The organism is Vagococcus bubulae (assembly GCF_003950315.1).
Classification (GTDB): Bacteria; Bacillota; Bacilli; order Lactobacillales; family Vagococcaceae; genus Vagococcus; species Vagococcus bubulae.
This window is the reverse complement of the sequence record NZ_NGJT01000013.1, coordinates 33,153-48,154: the sequence shown is the minus strand read 5'-3', so window position 1 is coordinate 48,154 and position 15,002 is coordinate 33,153. Positions and strand designations below refer to the sequence as shown.

The window sequence follows — 15,002 nt, the reverse complement described above, 5'->3', positions numbered from 1 at the left end:
ACTTCATATAGGCTCCATTTTGAATCCACTTAGCTATGATAAGATTTTTTTGGGGAGGGATAATGATGATTATTTTAAAAAGAAGTATCCAAAGCTTAAAAAAGTTAAAGAAACGAACAAGTATACTGTTTTTATTATTTTTAATAGTCGTGATTTGTTTAATATCAGGTTCAGTTATAAAAAATTCCTTACAAGATATGTTGAACAGTGCTAAAAAAGAGGTAAATCCTATTGCAACCATTGAAACTGATTTGGATAGCTTGATGAAGGACATGATGACTGGAGGACAAAATTCAACAAGTAAACCAATTGATGATGAGTTAGTTGAAAAAGTAAAAAAATCAGATTATGTTAAAGAATTTTCTGCATATGGGTCTGCAGATGTGTCTACACAATATTCTGAAGTGGCCTCTCATAATAATACTGGGTCACAAGATTACATCGAGCCTACTAATACAATTGAAATATTGGATAGTCAGAATAGACCAATATCAAGAGCCGATACAGAACTAGTAAAAGGGAGATATGTAACAGAAGAAGATAATAATAAAGTCATTGTTTCTGAAGAATATGCTAATGAAGAAGATTTAGACATTGGAGATAGTCTTTCTTTATTGACAGATTACGGTTTGTATGATGCAGACAAGACTCTAGTGGAGATTGTAGGTATCTACAAACTATCTGATAATAATTCAGATGTGCAAAAAAGATTAGAAAACCAGACATTTTACTCCAATCGTAAACTTGTTTCAGCAATAAAAAAAATCCAATTTCAAGGAGATACATCAAGTAATTTAGCTAACTATTCTAAAATAAAAGTTAATTTAAAAGATCCAATGGATACAGAATTATTTTTTTCTGAACTACAAGATGGTAAAGATTACGAAGGGATAAAATTTAGTAGTAGCTATGAGCAATACCAGGCTATGAGTCACATTGTTGATGGGATTTCTAAAACATTTTCAGTCATCCAAGTGGTCGTATTTTTTGTAGCAAGTATCATTATGGCTTTGATTATGTTGATGTCTCTAAGAGAAAGACGATATGAGATTGGGTTACTGAGATCGTTAGGGGAGAATAAAAAGAATGTATTAATTCAAATGTTTATAGAGGTTTTTATGATATTTATTGTATCTTTTTTAATTGGGTTGGCTTTTGCAAAATATGTGGTAACGCCAAATATGAGTACTATGATTAATGAAAAATTGGATGAATCGATGTCTGAAAGTATTTCAGAAACTACCGTACCATTCAAAGGCCCTAATTTTGAAGAAGATACTGATTCAGAGCTTTCAGTAGAACCTAAAATAGATAGTCAGACAAGAAAAATATCTACATCAAGTATTTCTATTATTTTTGTCACTTTGACTGGAATTATCTGTTTATCAACGGTGTTGCCAACGTATTCTATAGTGAAAAAAAGTCCAAAACAAATATTATCAACGACAGATTAAGGAGATAATTTATGCTACGATTAGAAAATATATCATATAGTTACAATAATCAAGAGATACTAGATAATATCAACTATAACTTTGAATCAGGAAAAATATATTCTATTGTTGGGGAATCAGGAATAGGAAAGTCGACACTACTATCTGTTATGTCTGGTTTGGAGTATAAACAATCAGGAAAAATATTTCTCCATGACCAAGAGGTTACTAATTTTGAAATCTATCGTAAGAAAATGAGTTATGTATTTCAGTCATATAATTTAATCTCTTACTTGAATCCTATTGAGAACATCAATATTGCATTAGATATTCACCGTAAAAAAGTCACACAAGAGACACTATTGTCGTCGCTTGAACGTTTAAATCTTCACGGGACGACACTCGAAGAACCTTGTTCTACTTTGTCAGGAGGGCAACAACAGCGAGTAGCGATTGCTAGAGCTTTAGCTTTAGATACAGAGATTATTATCGCTGACGAACCCACAGGAAACTTAGACCGACAGAATTCAGAGAATGTTATGTCCATTTTTGAGTCGTTAAAAAAAGAAGATAAGTGTATAATTATGGTAACTCATGACAATTCATTAAATAAAAAAGCTGATGTTGTGATGACAATACAAAATAAACAGCTCGTCGAGTTAAAATAAGGTGGGATAAAAATGAGCGATAGGACATCTATTTTATTAATAGAAGATAATGATACTATCCGCAAAAGCATTAGCTATAGCCTGAAAAAAGAAAACTATCAGATAGGGACTTTTTCTACCGCTGAAGAAGGAATTAAGTCTTTAAGTGAGATAAAATATGATTTAATCCTTTTAGATTTGATGTTACCAGATATGAGTGGAGAGCAGTTTTTAGATGAAATAAGTGACTTTTGTGAGATTCCAGTTATTGTGATAAGTGCTATTTCTGATGAATATACACAAATAAACCTTTATAATAAAAAAATTGATGATTATGTTGTTAAGCCTTTTTCTACAAATATTCTCCTACTAAAAATTGAAGCCATATTAAGAAGGATAGCTGTAGAGGATCAACAAGTAGCGTTAAACTACGATTCATTAACTATAGAAATAGATAACTACATACTATATGAAGACAATAAACAGATTGATTTAACGTCTAGAGAGTTTGAAATTCTACAATCTATGTTATTAAATCAAGGAAAAGTATTTACGAGAGAAGAGTTGATAACAGTTCATTGGGGCTATGATGAATTTATTGATCCAAGAACGATTGATGTGCATATCAAAAATATTCGTAAAAAAATACAAACAGATGTGATACAGACTGTTAAAGGAGTTGGGTATCGAATTGAAAAGAAAAGATAGGTATAATTTGAAAAAAATGACTATTTTTTTCTCGATTCTACTCACACTGTTCACTTTTTTTGTTATCATCGTTATTTTAACTTTACAAATTGGTAAACAAATTGAAGGAAAGCAAAAAGAAAATTTTGAAAGTCATATTGAAGATATTAAGGTAGGCTTATCAAAGAAAGACATGGCTGAAGTATTAGATGAATATACTCAACAGGGATATAGTATCATTGTTTTCGATCAGTCCGATAATATTGTGTATCCAGAAACAGCAGATAAAACAAATTTGTTACTTAATCCAAATGGCTTAGTATCCTCTTTTAGTGTTAATGATCAGCGAGTAGTTGTTAGCTACCCTATGTCAATCAGCTCTGAGGATGCTACAATGGCATATCTTAGTATATTACCTATTATCATTATTGTGCTAATGGTTGTCGTATTTTTAATTCTTAGATTATATCTTAATGTATTAAAAAAAGAGATGGATAAAATCAAGGAGTTAATATTAGACATCAAACAAAATAATTTAAACTATGTCTATAATTTATCTCATTATAATATTAAGGTTTCTGAATTTAGTGATATGGCAGAGCAATTAAAAGAGATGTATCAAGAAAATCAATTAAAAGAACAAGCTTTGAATAGTGAAATTAATAAGGTTAATAAATTACAAGCAAATAGTGTCTCATTATTTAATAGCATTGCTCATGAAATGAAGACCCCCTTGATGTCCTCTCGATTACTTATGGAGAGAATAGAGTATGATGATTTAAACACTAAAAATAGAGGGATATTAGAGGATTTGTCTGGGGAGTTGGTTTTTTTAGAGAATTTTACTAAAGAGATGTTATTTGTGGCGCAAAGAAAAAATCAATCCTTCTCATTTTTTGAAAACTCAGTTTGTGAGGCAATAACTAAAATTGAAAAAAATTATTATGTGTTGTTGAATGAAAAACATATTGTGATGAAGATCTCTGTGAAGGAGGATTTTCTAATGAACTTAGACAGATTATTGATTGAAAAAGTGTTGTCTAATTTAATTAGTAATGCAATCTACTATTCATCAGACTATTCAACAGTAGAAATTGATATAACCAGTTGTAGTATCACTATCATAAATCCAATTGATTCCATCCTTAAAGAAGAAGATATTTTTACAAATAATCAAACAGGTATTGGTTTATTTTTAATAGATATGATGTTATTAGAAAGTGATTATCATCATACTATTACTAAAACAGATAATTGTTATAAAGTGATGATTTCAATAAATTAAGAAGATTCAAAAAGTCATGACGCCGATTATTGGCATCATGACTTTTTGACTACATTGATTCAACAGCTTCTAGAGCTTTTGTAACATTAAGGTAAGCATCTTCAGTTAATTTTTTACGTTTATCAGCAGAGATATTTGTACTAATTTCATGTAAATTATGACCGAGATTAACGATATTGCGTTCTATCGTCTCAGCATAGTTTAACTCCTCAGCAGAAAATTGTTCAGGATGTTTTTTGAAATCTTCTTTTAATTGTTTTACTAGAGATTCAGCATTTTGATAGATACCTTCATATTGATCAGATTCTAATGATTCCATGATAGAACTGTCTTTCTCTAAGATAACAAGTAAATCTTCTTTTAGTTTTTTTAAATGTATAGTGATACCCTTAAATGTTTCGGCTTTTGATACTGTCATGTTAATCACTCCTATAAGTTTTTTCAAAACGATTTGTTTATAGAATTTATTATAGTGGTCAAATAAAAAGTTTTTGTAAACAAAAGTCGAATAAATTCAAAATATTTAAAAAGATAAATAGTTTTTTTTACATATAAAAACCATTTTTTTGTAATAAACTAAACACTAACTTGAGAAAGGTGGTATAAGTAGTATGAGAGAAAATATAGGTATTGGTTATTTAATTGAATTATTTGATAATAAAGTAGAAAAAATATCTATTGTAGAGCCTTTAGTTGGGTTGTATATCCCAAAAGATGTCAAAAAATTAAGTCATTTAAACAGAGCGCCAGAGATTGGTGATGTGGTTGAAGCAAGAGATCACAATCATTATTTATTGATTGATGTCATTCATCGTGAAGATAGTGAGGAAGCACAAGAGGTGTTACCACATATTACAAATATCATTCATACAAAAGATCAATTAAAAGATTATATTGTTGAAGTGGTTGGAGATAATGAGTCAACATTTGATCGTTTAGTGGATGAATATATGGAAAGTAGTGCAAATTAATAATATCAAAAAGACCTGAACCATTTTGTAGTGGTTTAGGTCTTTTCTATTAAGTATTATAGTTTGCCATCTTTTTTTGCAGTATTCTGAATTTCTTCGGCTAGAGATAGGTAATTATCCCAAGCAGGATTTCTTTCTGTATAACCTGAGGACTTATAGTCACCAGTATTTTCAGTGGCAGGTAATCCTTCTATATTCAGCATATCTTGGTTTTTCTTGATTTGCTCTGTTAAAGCATCCATTTGAACGTTAAAACCAATTCTTGATGCCTCGTCATATTCAACGCTATCATATTTTGATAGACTCGCAAATCTTTTGAATTTTTCTTCTGTTATCTTATCTGGATCTGTTGAAAATACTTCATCATAATGAAGGTCTGTAATTTTTTTATCTTCAATAACTACTTTAAGGATACCATAAATACCGTCACCTAAATCTTTTGTTAATTGATAAAAAGTTGGTCCGTCAAAATCTTTTGATGGAACAATTTTTTCATTTAATTTTTTGGCCATCGGAACTAAAGCTTGTTCTACACTATTTGATGCACCTGACACAGTATCTACGTCTTCTGTTAGAGATTGTTTTTCGGTCATCTGTTCTTCAGCTAGTAATACCCCTTCAATCCATGCAGCTCCTTTTGCTTCCTTCATCGAAATATTGTATTCACTCATTCTTTTACTAACATCTTGAAAATACCTATTATAGTAATTTGGACGGGTATACTCATTAAAGTAAATGTATTCTAATTTATCATCTTTCACTACAACTTCTAAAATTCCTTCATGACCTTGACGGAATCGTTCAGACATTCTGTAGTAATTTCCAGAAATAAGTCCTTCTTTTGGGATAGTGTTCCAAGTTACTTTAGCGACTTCAACATCTTGTTTCACAGAAGCTGAACTGACTGTATCCTCAGATGTAGCGGTCGTTTTTTGTGTATCAGATTTTTTTGTCGATGCAGCAGTTTTTTCTGCTTCACTATCCCCACATGCCGTCAATGCTAAAAGTGAAAATAATAAAATAGCTGTTTTTTTCACAAAATCTCCTCCTTTTTATAAATAAACCCCTTACATTATTTTGAAAAACATACGTTATATTTTATATATGTCAATCATATAATACTAAATATAAAAAATCAATCTATTTGTGAAAATAAAAACATGATGAATATTTTGTTGATAGGGTACATTATAAAATAATTACTCTCATTAATTGATAGATTATTGAAAGTAAACGAGGGTTATTTAGTTTACATAAGTTACAAAAGTATCATTACTTACAAATCGTTAACTTTTTCACAAATTGGTATTAAGATGTATATGTAAAGCAAAGGAGCATGCAACCTTTTGTGATATAACACACAATGATTAATGGAGGATTTATATATGAATATCGGAGAAGTCATAAAAACTACCATGACTGATATGAATATTATCAGTGCGATAACATCAACAGTATTTATTATTTTATTAGGATTCTTTTGTCGCAAGAAAGGTATTTTCTCATCAGAAGTAGGGAAAATTTTATCAAAAGTTGTTTTAAGTGTAGCTTTACCAGCCTTGGCTTTTAACGCATTTATGCAAGATATTAAAAGTGAAACACTAAAACAAGGGATGAACGTTTTAATTTGGGGTATTGTCATTTATATTATTTTAATTTTTGTTTCTAAGCCATTATTTATGAAATATAAGGGTGACGAACAAGATACTCTACGCGTATTAACTATTTTTGGATCAACAACATTCTTTGGTACACCAATCGTTAGTGCCATTTATGGTCCAATCGGCGTGATGTTTTCTTCAATCTTTAACATTGGGTACCGAATTTTCTTATACTCATATGGCTACATTAAAATGAGCGGATTAAAAATGGAACTTAAAAATATAAAAACAATGTTTTTAAATCCAATTGTTATTGCAACGTTTGCTGGTTTATTCATCTGGATTTTCCAAGGATACTTGCCACAAGTAAGTGTGACAAACGCAGAAGGTGTTGTGAATCAAGTGGCATTCTTACGTATCGATCAAACAGCTGTTTGGTTATTTAAACCAATGACTTATTTAGCTGGATTAGCTTCACCACTTGCCTGGTTATCAATTGGAGCGACTTTAGGTGAAGTAAGCTTTAAAGATGCTGCATCAGATAAAACATCTTGGTACTACAGTGTAATGAAAGTTATCGTTGTACCGATCATCAACATCGTATTATTAGCTGCTTTAACAGTGACTCATATTTTACCAGTAAGTTATGAAGCGTTGGCAACAATCGTCATTATGATGGCTGCACCAACTGCAACAGTCGCAGCGGCATATGCCATTAGTTTTGATAAAAAACCAATCTTGGCATCAAACGCTTCACTTATCTCAACAGTACTAGCTGTTGTGATGACCCCAGTTTGGATTGTAGTACTAGAAATGATTAGCAAAATGGGTATTTTTTAACATAAAACATTATTAAGAAAGAAGAGGGATAGAGATGACATTCAAAATAGCATGTTACGGTGTACGACCAAATGAGGTAGCTTATTTCAATGATTTAAATAAATATGATTATGATTTAACTTTAATTGAAGGATTATTAACACATGATAATATCGAAACAGCTTATCATCATGATGCTGTTTTACTACGAGGAAATTGTGTAGCTGATCGAGAAAATATTGAAAAAATGGCAGAACATGGTGTGAAATATGTCTTTACACGTACAGTTGGTTTCAATCATATTGACTTAGATGCAGCAAAAGATTATCACATGGAAGTAGCAAGAGTTCCGTCATACTCGCCAAATGCTATTGCTGAATTGTCATTAACCTTAGCGATGATGTTATTAAGACATACTGCATATATGACCATGAGAACGAGCCATAAAAACTTTATTGTTGATAATACTATGTTTAGTAAAGAAGTGAGAAACTGTAAAGTCGGAATTATTGGAACTGGAAAAATTGGCTTAACAGAAGCGAAGTTATTTGATGGATTAGGTGCAACTGTATTAGGATATGATATTTATGAAAATGATGCGGCAAAAGAGATTTTGACCTATACAGATTTAGACGATTTATTAGCACAATCTGATATTGTTAGCATTCATGTACCATATATTCCTGGTGAAAACGATCAAATGATTAATGCAGAATTTATTAGTAAAATGAAAAAAGGTGCTATTCTAATTAATACTGCTCGTGGTGAATTACAAGATAACCAAGCCATTTTAGATGGATTAAATACAAATCATTTAGAAGGATTTGGAACAGATGTGTTTGCTAATGAGAAAGATTTATTCTTTAAACAATTTGGTGAGGATCAACCTTTACCAGATCCAACAGTTGAAGAATTAATTTCTCTTTACCCTAGAGTATTGGTTACTCCTCATGTAGGGTCAAACACAGATGAAGCTTTAACCAACATGATTGAAACAAGTTTTGAGAACTTCCATTCAGTATTAGAATCTGGAAAAACAGCTAACAGTGTTTTATAAAAAACAGAGGCTGACCAAAAAGTCTTAAAATAGAAATCCCATGAAATCCGTTAATTACAACGTTGATTTCATGGGATTTCTATTTTATTAGTTGAGTGATTTTTATTTAAAAATTACTTTTGGATCAGCCTCATTTTATGTTTTTTTATAACGTATAGTAGGTCGACCGACTTCTTGGTACACAATATCTTCTGTTAAGTAATTCGATTCAACTAAAAAGGTTAAATATTTTTTAGTCGAAATGCGAGATATGCCAATTTTTTTTGCCAGTTCTTCAGTTGAAAAAGAAGTGGTTTCTTCATTGATTTTTTCTAATACTTTTTCCATTGTTAGTTTTGCTAGGCCTTTAGGTAAATCATTACTTAAAGGCACATTAGCAGATGCGTTCTTAGTAGAGTGCTCGTTGAACAGGGCATCAATATTTTGCTGGTTAGCGTGTTGAAGTTGGCTAAATAGTTTTTTTTGTTTCATGACTTTTTGGATAGCTAATAAAAAACGTTCTGCCGTAAAAGGTTTAACCAAGTAGTCTATCACACCAAGTGCTAGAGCTTGTTGAATCGTTTCAATATCATTGGCCGCGGTAATAAGAATGACAGGAACTTGATTATTTTCTTTACGTAATTCAGCTAAAAATTCAATCCCTGTTTGATTTGGGAGATAGTTATCTAGTAATAGGGCATCTATTTTTTTTTCTTGTAAGGCTTCCTTAGCTTCTTCTGTTGTTCGATAATTTCCTACAATGTTTATAGTCGGAATAGTTTTTAAAAAGTCTTCGTTTAACTTTGCTACCATTGGATCATCTTCAATAATTAGAACGTTCATTTTGTCCTCCTTTTTGTTTCAACGGTAATTCTATGTAGACAGTCGCCCCAGTATCTTCGTTATTAGTTATATCAATTAAACCACCATGTTCATTGACAATCCGGTAAATGGCGTGTAACCCATACCCTCTTCCCATTCCTTTGGTAGAGAACCCTTTCTGAAAGAGTTGTTCAACATCAGAGGTTTGAATACCACATCCACTGTCTATGACTTCAATGATGAGAATGTTTCCTTCCATTTCATAGGTTATTAGGAGATTAACGTTTTTAATCATTTCTTCTTTAGTCGCATCAATGGCGTTATCCAATAAGTTTCCGACTATTTGAATTACTTGATGCACGGTGTCATCTAGTTTTAAATCAGGCAAAAACGAGTATGGATTTAGCGTGAGTGTGACCTGTTGTTCTTGCGCTTCATTGATTTTTCCTAAGATAAAGCCTGCAATAACAGGTGAATGAATAAGCTCTGTGACATAGCCAATTTCTTTTTGATAATCTTGACTGATTTGCTGGATATAATCTTGAACCAAATCATATTTTTTTTGTTCAATGAGCCCCATAATAACATGAGTTTTATTCATAAATTCATGTGTTTGTGCTCTTAAGGCTTCGATATATTGTTGACTACCGCTTAACGTATGAATAAGTTGATACATCTCTGATTGATCCCTAAATGTGATAACCGCTCCATTGAATACTTTGTTGACAGTAATAGGTGATGTGGTTGCAATCAAAGTAGTTGTGTGCAGTAGTAGTTCTTGGTCAGTTTGTTTAGATTGGGTTTCAAAACAATGATTAAAGAAAGCAGCAAATAATCTTTCATCTATTTTTTGATGCATTGTTAATTGGAAGGACGAATCAATAGAAGAAAGAAGACTATGGGCAGCTTGATTTATAAGTGTAATTTCTTTTTTATCATTAACTGCAATAATTCCTTCATTGATTTCATCATTAATCCACTTATTCTCTTGTACTAAACGTGAAATATCTTGCGGTTCAAGTCCAAGTAGAATGCGTTTGATTGCTGTACTACTAATAAGAGCACCGATGATTCCAACAAACAATCCGATTAATAAAATTAATGTGATTTTTGCTTGTAAATTATGAATTTCACCTTGTAATGTATCTAGTGTAATTCCGGCACAGATAACACCAATAATTTGATTATTATCATCTTTAACAGGGACGAAAAAGCGTATTCCATCACCTAAGACTCCTTTTTTTTGAGAGAAATGAGCATCACCATTAAGGGCTTGTCTAGCATCATCTAAATCAGAAAAAGGTTTCCCAATAACATCAGGATTTGGATGGGATAATCTAATGAGTTTTTTATCTAATACAACAATAAAATCCATATTACTAATTTTTGCCACTTCTAAAGAAAGATCCTGAATATCTTTAGAAGTTTTATCTTGAATTAAAGCTTTTTTTACTTGTTCATCAGTAGCAAATATTTTAGCAATAGTGGACATTTTATCTTTGGCATGTTTATATTCGTTTTGAACAACGTATTTTTGTAGGTAAAAAGTAGAGAGAATTAATGAGATGGTAGTAGTTAAAAGTACAATAGAAATAATAATGGTTCTTAAAGAAAAGCGACTCATAAATTGACTAATTTTTTGTTGCATAGCTGTTGTGTACTCCTTCATCAATCTTATTTCTTAATTATAACCTAAATTAGACAATATATAATAGAATTCGTAAAAAAAGAGCCTTTATCAGGCTCTCTTTTTCTCGATACATAATACAGAAGGGGGATTATTTTGTTGGTTGATAAATTGATAGGTTAAAACCGAGTACATATCCTGTGGGAGTGTTTGAGCAAATGTTAGAACGTCTGATTTTTCAGTCATTCCTTCTTTATGACCGGAATAGAGGACAAGAATTAGTCTACCACTTTCTTCTAAGATTGACAGTAACTGATTAATCGCAGTTAGTGTGGTATCACTAGTTGTTGTAATGTGCTTATCTCCACGAGGTAGGTAACCTAAGTTAAAGATAGCGGCTTTAATTTTAGTATTCTCCGGCAAGTGATTGACTGCATGTTCGTGGCCATCTTTAATTAATGTTGTATTTTGAATGGCTTGTGCTGTTATCTTTTTTTTAGTGCTCTCTATCGCTTTGTCTTGAATATCAAAGGCATAAACATGTCCAGTATATCCAACTAGTTCGCTTAAAAATAGAGTATCATGTCCATTTCCCATTGTCGCATCAATTACTATATTACCTGGGTTAATACATTCAGTTAAAAGTTGGTGACTAAAATGAAGTGCTGTTTTAAGCATCTTTTTTTCCTCCATTTCTAACATTATAGATTCCTTGATAGGTTTGTCTTTTCTCCAATTCTTTATCAATCCCATTTAACACTTCCCATTTTTTAAGACTCCACATTGGTCCAATAATCGCCTCTCTTGGAGCATCTCCAGTTAAACGGTGAATAATAATTTCAGGTGGAATGATTTCTAATTGGTCACAGGTTAAAGTGGTGTATTCTTCTTGCGTTAATAGTTGCAGGCGCCCTTCAAGATAATCTTTCTCCATCTTTGTATTGGACATCAAATGAAGAAGATGTAGCTTAATCCCCTGAATGTCTGAGTCTAAAACAGTACGTTTGACGTTTTCCATCATCATGTCATATGTTTCACCTGGTAACCCATTGATTAGATGAGTGCAGACATTAATACCATGTTTACGAAGTTTTTCAACACCATCTAAATAGGTTTGGTAATCATGTGCTCGGTTGATACAATGACTAGTTTCTTCAAAGGTTGTCTGTAACCCCAGTTCTACCCATAAATATAATCGTTTATTTAATTCGGCTAAATATTCTACTACATCATCCGGTAAACAATCAGGACGAGTCCCAATAGATAAGCCAACGACCCCTTCTTCGTTGATGACTTGTTCAAAGCGATGTTTTAAGACAGTAAGAGGGGCATGAGTATTAGTAAAGTTTTGAAAATACACGATGTATTGCGTGGTGTTTGGCCATTTATGATGCATTTGGTCGACTTCTTTACGAAATTGAACAGGTAAAGGATCACTTGGCGCGATAATCATATCACCAGACCCTGATACACTACAAAAAGTACAGCCACCTCGAGCGACTGTACCATCTCTATTTGGGCAATCAAAGCCACCATCAATTGGAACTTTAAAGACTTTTTCATCAAATACTTCTCTAAGAGCGGCATTCCAAGTGTAATAACGTTTTGAGTCTCCTTTTTTATATGTAAACATGTTTATCGTTTCCCTTCAAATCGTTGGATAAAATCATATTTTTTAAAGTATGGGTAACTAAAGGTTAACCAACAACCACCTAATAAGAATCCACCTAAAATATCAGTTGGGTAGTGAACACCTAAGTAAATTCGACTTGTTCCAATGAGTAAAATAATGATTCCTAGTGCAATTTGAATGACAAGTCTCATCGCTTTATTGTCAATGTATTTATAAGCTAAAAAGATAAGTGTTCCGTAAAACAGCATGCTTCCCATAGCATGTCCACTTGGAAAACTTGAGTGCTTTGCAACGACTAAATGCTCGACAGTTGGACGGGGGCGATTGAATAGATACTTCAAACTAAGGTTTCCAATCCCTGAGATAAGAACAGTATTTATAGCTAACCAGTAACTAGCCATTTTGTCTTTTACTTTAAAATATAAGATTGAAAAGCTAATAATAAATAACAAAGCAATCGTGACGGTGTTGCCGAATTTGGTAAAATATTTAAAGACAACCGTTTTCTCAGGCGTAATGGAGCCACGAATTAATTGTTGGACAGGGTGGTCAATCCCATATAAGACAGATTCATTTGATACGACAAAATAAGCAAGAACAGCAAAGAGTAGTAAGCAAATGCTTGCTGCGTAAGACCAATATAATTTCGATGTTTTCATAAAATAACCTCCTAAAATCAAAAACAGACTTTATTAACGAAATAATAAAGCCTGTTAATTATAACATGGTTTAGTCATAACCATAATGTGTGTCTTCACTATCAAGCTCTTCCACGTCAATTTCACCATTTTTAGTAGTGGCTTTGATACTTATTTTTCCTTTATTTGTTTTATATTTTCTTTCAGAAGATAAATTTTTATTAAAAATTGAGATGTCTCCTAAAGATGTTTCAAAATCTATATGGTTATGGTCAATGGATGATGTATCTGTTTCGATTGTAATATCACCATTGGTTGAAGAAAGAGTTGTATCAAAATCAATGGCATCATCATGGAATAAAATGTCTCCGTGTTTTGTTGTAATGGTAGATTTTCCAGTTGTATGATTGATAGATACATCTCCATCTTCAGAAGAGATGTTTAATTCTCCTTTTGTATTTCCAGTGAAAATGTTACCCATTCCAGTGGATAATGTCATCTGTTTTGCGGTGGTGTTTAATACGTTAATATCATATTGTTTGGAATTTACGTTTAATGTGTCTAATACTTTAGAGTCTTGAATCATAAAATCTGTGTCACTCTTAGTTTGTGAGATATGATTTGCTCTAACATCTTGTAGAGAGATACTCCCAGTTGAGATATTAAACTCCATGTTATCAATAGAAAAATCATACATCGATAAGTTGATATTTTCCCCGTTTATATGAATGGCTTCATAATGTTGCGGAATGCGTAAGTAGACAGTGTCATCTGTATAACTATTAAAATTGATAATCGAGAAAGGATAGCGACTATCATGATTGACTGTTGGATTATTAATAGTTAAAGACGAGATATCTTTTTCTTCAGTAAAGGTACAGTCTGCTTGGGTTGTTTTATCTAATTTAAAATCCACGCCCTGCTTATTCATATAAATATTGTCATCATCTGATTTCGTTATGGTGACAAGGGTAGATGAGCTGAAATGGATATTTAAGGTTTTATTTTCTTTAGTCGGGATTTTTTTGTTAATAGCATTTTCCTCACGTTCATTGATGAGTTGTTTTTGAGTGAAAAAAGTTCCTACTCCCCCTATGATCATAAATAGAATAGCTATAACGATGGCGAAAAGAGTTCTTTTTTTCATAAACGAGCTCCTCCTTTCAACACAGACCAACACCATTTATGATACATCAAAAATAGCTTAAAAGCCCCTTTCGTAATGGGTTTAAGAATCAAAAACCCTAAAAGGCCAACTCCAAATAAAACTAATGTAACGAAAAATTGAAACCAAGCATAAGTAGATACAGCTGTTCCCAATAAAAATAGACTAACTAAAGGACTAAACATAAAACTAAAAATCACTAACCATCCACTAACTAATAATAAGGTGATTAGTAGAATGACCCAGAACATAAAAAATAAATTGAGCATACCTAAACCAAGTAATTGAAAAAGGCGCGCGGATTTGGAATCTGTTTGAGCATACTGGTTGGTTGCATGGTGGGAGTAAGGGATATCATGTGTGATTTCCACCCAATCATCATCAATGGTTGTTTGCGTTTTAAATGATAAGCCTAATTCTTCAAGGATTGATTGTGCAATATGCTTTGGGGTCGGAAGGGTTTGGGTAATTTCATATTCAGATAATCCTTGAGCTGTTTTTTCATCAAAAATACGGTCATAAGTATCAATAATGGCTTGTTGTTCTTCTTTGGATAATTGATTTAAATAGAGTCTTAATTCTATAAAAAAATGCTCTTTATTCATACGTATCTCCTTCCTTAAATAATCGTTATATTC

16 protein-coding genes are annotated in these 15,002 nt (G+C 32.0%); 7 read left to right on the top strand and 9 right to left on the bottom strand.

The genetic code is table 11. From position 1 onward, the window contains the following. The first annotated feature begins 65 nt into the window (after positions 1-65). The 4 genes from CBF36_RS07955 to CBF36_RS07940 are packed head-to-tail and all read left to right on the top strand — an operon-like array spanning position 66 to position 4,052. Positions 66-1,454, top strand: coding sequence for an ABC transporter permease (locus CBF36_RS07955; protein ID WP_165865428.1), 1,389 nt, complete (start codon positions 66-68; stop codon positions 1,452-1,454). An 11-nt stretch (positions 1,455-1,465) separates the two neighbouring features. Then, entirely contained in the window at positions 1,466-2,101 is a 636-nt protein-coding gene (locus CBF36_RS07950; RefSeq protein ID WP_125957922.1) for an ABC transporter ATP-binding protein, read from the top strand. A 12-nt stretch (positions 2,102-2,113) separates the two neighbouring features. After that, positions 2,114-2,788 (top strand): response regulator transcription factor, encoded by a 675-nt coding sequence (locus CBF36_RS07945; protein ID WP_125957921.1) that lies wholly within the window; start codon positions 2,114-2,116, stop codon positions 2,786-2,788. Next, positions 2,772-4,052 carry a histidine kinase gene (locus CBF36_RS07940; protein ID WP_125957920.1) on the top strand — a complete coding sequence of 427 codons (1,281 nt, stop codon included), beginning with the start codon at positions 2,772-2,774 and terminating at the stop codon, positions 4,050-4,052. The genes CBF36_RS07945 and CBF36_RS07940 overlap by 17 nt, the downstream gene beginning before the upstream one ends. A gap of 49 nt (positions 4,053-4,101) precedes the next feature. Here CBF36_RS07940 and CBF36_RS07935 read toward each other — a convergent pair whose 3' ends face one another. After that, positions 4,102-4,470 (bottom strand): hypothetical protein, encoded by a 369-nt coding sequence (locus CBF36_RS07935; RefSeq protein WP_125957919.1) that lies wholly within the window; start codon positions 4,468-4,470, stop codon positions 4,102-4,104. Between the two features lie 193 nt (positions 4,471-4,663). On the opposite strand from CBF36_RS07935, the gene CBF36_RS07930 reads away from it, so the two are divergent. After that, positions 4,664-5,023, top strand: coding sequence for a hypothetical protein (locus tag CBF36_RS07930; protein ID WP_125957918.1), 360 nt, complete (start codon positions 4,664-4,666; stop codon positions 5,021-5,023). Between the two features lie 56 nt (positions 5,024-5,079). Here the strand turns inward: CBF36_RS07930 and CBF36_RS07925 are convergent, their stop codons facing one another. Continuing rightward, positions 5,080-6,060, bottom strand: coding sequence for an FMN-binding protein (locus tag CBF36_RS07925; protein ID WP_125957917.1), 981 nt, complete (start codon positions 6,058-6,060; stop codon positions 5,080-5,082). Positions 6,061-6,408: 348 nt separating this feature from the next. On the opposite strand from CBF36_RS07925, the gene CBF36_RS07920 reads away from it, so the two are divergent. Together CBF36_RS07920 and CBF36_RS07915 are read left to right on the top strand one after the other, a co-directional pair. Next, positions 6,409-7,464: an AEC family transporter gene (locus CBF36_RS07920; RefSeq protein WP_125957916.1), complete on the top strand. Its 1,056-nt coding sequence runs from the start codon at positions 6,409-6,411 to the stop codon at positions 7,462-7,464. A 34-nt stretch (positions 7,465-7,498) separates the two neighbouring features. After that, on the top strand, positions 7,499-8,500 hold the full coding sequence (locus CBF36_RS07915; RefSeq protein ID WP_125957915.1) for a 2-hydroxyacid dehydrogenase: 1,002 nt from the start codon (positions 7,499-7,501) through the stop codon (positions 8,498-8,500). A 135-nt stretch (positions 8,501-8,635) separates the two neighbouring features. Here CBF36_RS07915 and CBF36_RS07910 read toward each other — a convergent pair whose 3' ends face one another. The 7 genes from CBF36_RS07910 to CBF36_RS07880 all read right to left on the bottom strand — a co-directional run bounded on the left by CBF36_RS07910 (position 8,636) and on the right by CBF36_RS07880 (position 14,969). Then, positions 8,636-9,322, bottom strand: a complete 687-nt coding sequence (locus CBF36_RS07910; RefSeq protein WP_125957914.1) for a response regulator — start codon at positions 9,320-9,322, stop codon at positions 8,636-8,638. Beyond that, positions 9,303-10,949 carry an ATP-binding protein gene (locus tag CBF36_RS07905; RefSeq protein WP_165865427.1) on the bottom strand — a complete coding sequence of 549 codons (1,647 nt, stop codon included), beginning with the start codon at positions 10,947-10,949 and terminating at the stop codon, positions 9,303-9,305. Before CBF36_RS07905 ends, CBF36_RS07910 begins: the two co-directional genes overlap by 20 nt. 90 nt (positions 10,950-11,039) lie before the next feature. Then, positions 11,040-11,606 carry a tRNA 5-(aminomethyl)-2-thiouridylate-methyltransferase MnmM gene (gene mnmM / locus CBF36_RS07900; RefSeq protein WP_125957912.1) on the bottom strand — a complete coding sequence of 189 codons (567 nt, stop codon included), beginning with the start codon at positions 11,604-11,606 and terminating at the stop codon, positions 11,040-11,042. Further along, positions 11,599-12,561, bottom strand: coding sequence for a tRNA modification radical SAM protein MnmL/YtqA (gene mnmL, locus CBF36_RS07895; RefSeq protein WP_125957911.1), 963 nt, complete (start codon positions 12,559-12,561; stop codon positions 11,599-11,601). The genes mnmM and mnmL overlap by 8 nt, the downstream gene beginning before the upstream one ends. A gap of 2 nt (positions 12,562-12,563) precedes the next feature. Next, positions 12,564-13,220, bottom strand: coding sequence for a phosphatase PAP2 family protein (locus CBF36_RS07890; RefSeq protein WP_125957910.1), 657 nt, complete (start codon positions 13,218-13,220; stop codon positions 12,564-12,566). A gap of 70 nt (positions 13,221-13,290) precedes the next feature. Then, positions 13,291-14,346 (bottom strand): DUF4097 family beta strand repeat-containing protein, encoded by a 1,056-nt coding sequence (locus tag CBF36_RS07885; protein ID WP_165865426.1) that lies wholly within the window; start codon positions 14,344-14,346, stop codon positions 13,291-13,293. Beyond that, positions 14,343-14,969 carry a DUF1700 domain-containing protein gene (locus CBF36_RS07880; protein WP_125957908.1) on the bottom strand — a complete coding sequence of 209 codons (627 nt, stop codon included), beginning with the start codon at positions 14,967-14,969 and terminating at the stop codon, positions 14,343-14,345. The genes CBF36_RS07885 and CBF36_RS07880 overlap by 4 nt, the downstream gene beginning before the upstream one ends. Positions 14,970-15,002: the final 33 nt, after the last annotated feature.

Coding starts and splice junctions, on each gene's coding strand:
- CBF36_RS07885 (WP_165865426.1), bottom strand. CDS start 14,346: ATGAAAAAAAGAACTCTTTTCGCCATCGTTATAGCTATTCTATTTATG.
- CBF36_RS07930 (WP_125957918.1), top strand. CDS start 4,664: ATGAGAGAAAATATAGGTATTGGTTATTTAATTGAATTATTTGATAAT.
- CBF36_RS07910 (WP_125957914.1), bottom strand. CDS start 9,322: ATGAACGTTCTAATTATTGAAGATGATCCAATGGTAGCAAAGTTAAAC.
- CBF36_RS07880 (WP_125957908.1), bottom strand. CDS start 14,969: ATGAATAAAGAGCATTTTTTTATAGAATTAAGACTCTATTTAAATCAA.
- CBF36_RS07915 (WP_125957915.1), top strand. CDS start 7,499: ATGACATTCAAAATAGCATGTTACGGTGTACGACCAAATGAGGTAGCT.
- CBF36_RS07920 (WP_125957916.1), top strand. CDS start 6,409: ATGAATATCGGAGAAGTCATAAAAACTACCATGACTGATATGAATATT.
- mnmL (WP_125957911.1), bottom strand. CDS start 12,561: ATGTTTACATATAAAAAAGGAGACTCAAAACGTTATTACACTTGGAAT.
- CBF36_RS07945 (WP_125957921.1), top strand. CDS start 2,114: ATGAGCGATAGGACATCTATTTTATTAATAGAAGATAATGATACTATC.
- mnmM (WP_125957912.1), bottom strand. CDS start 11,606: ATGCTTAAAACAGCACTTCATTTTAGTCACCAACTTTTAACTGAATGT.
- CBF36_RS07955 (WP_165865428.1), top strand. CDS start 66: ATGATTATTTTAAAAAGAAGTATCCAAAGCTTAAAAAAGTTAAAGAAA.
- CBF36_RS07950 (WP_125957922.1), top strand. CDS start 1,466: ATGCTACGATTAGAAAATATATCATATAGTTACAATAATCAAGAGATA.
- CBF36_RS07935 (WP_125957919.1), bottom strand. CDS start 4,470: ATGACAGTATCAAAAGCCGAAACATTTAAGGGTATCACTATACATTTA.
- CBF36_RS07890 (WP_125957910.1), bottom strand. CDS start 13,220: ATGAAAACATCGAAATTATATTGGTCTTACGCAGCAAGCATTTGCTTA.
- CBF36_RS07905 (WP_165865427.1), bottom strand. CDS start 10,949: ATGCAACAAAAAATTAGTCAATTTATGAGTCGCTTTTCTTTAAGAACC.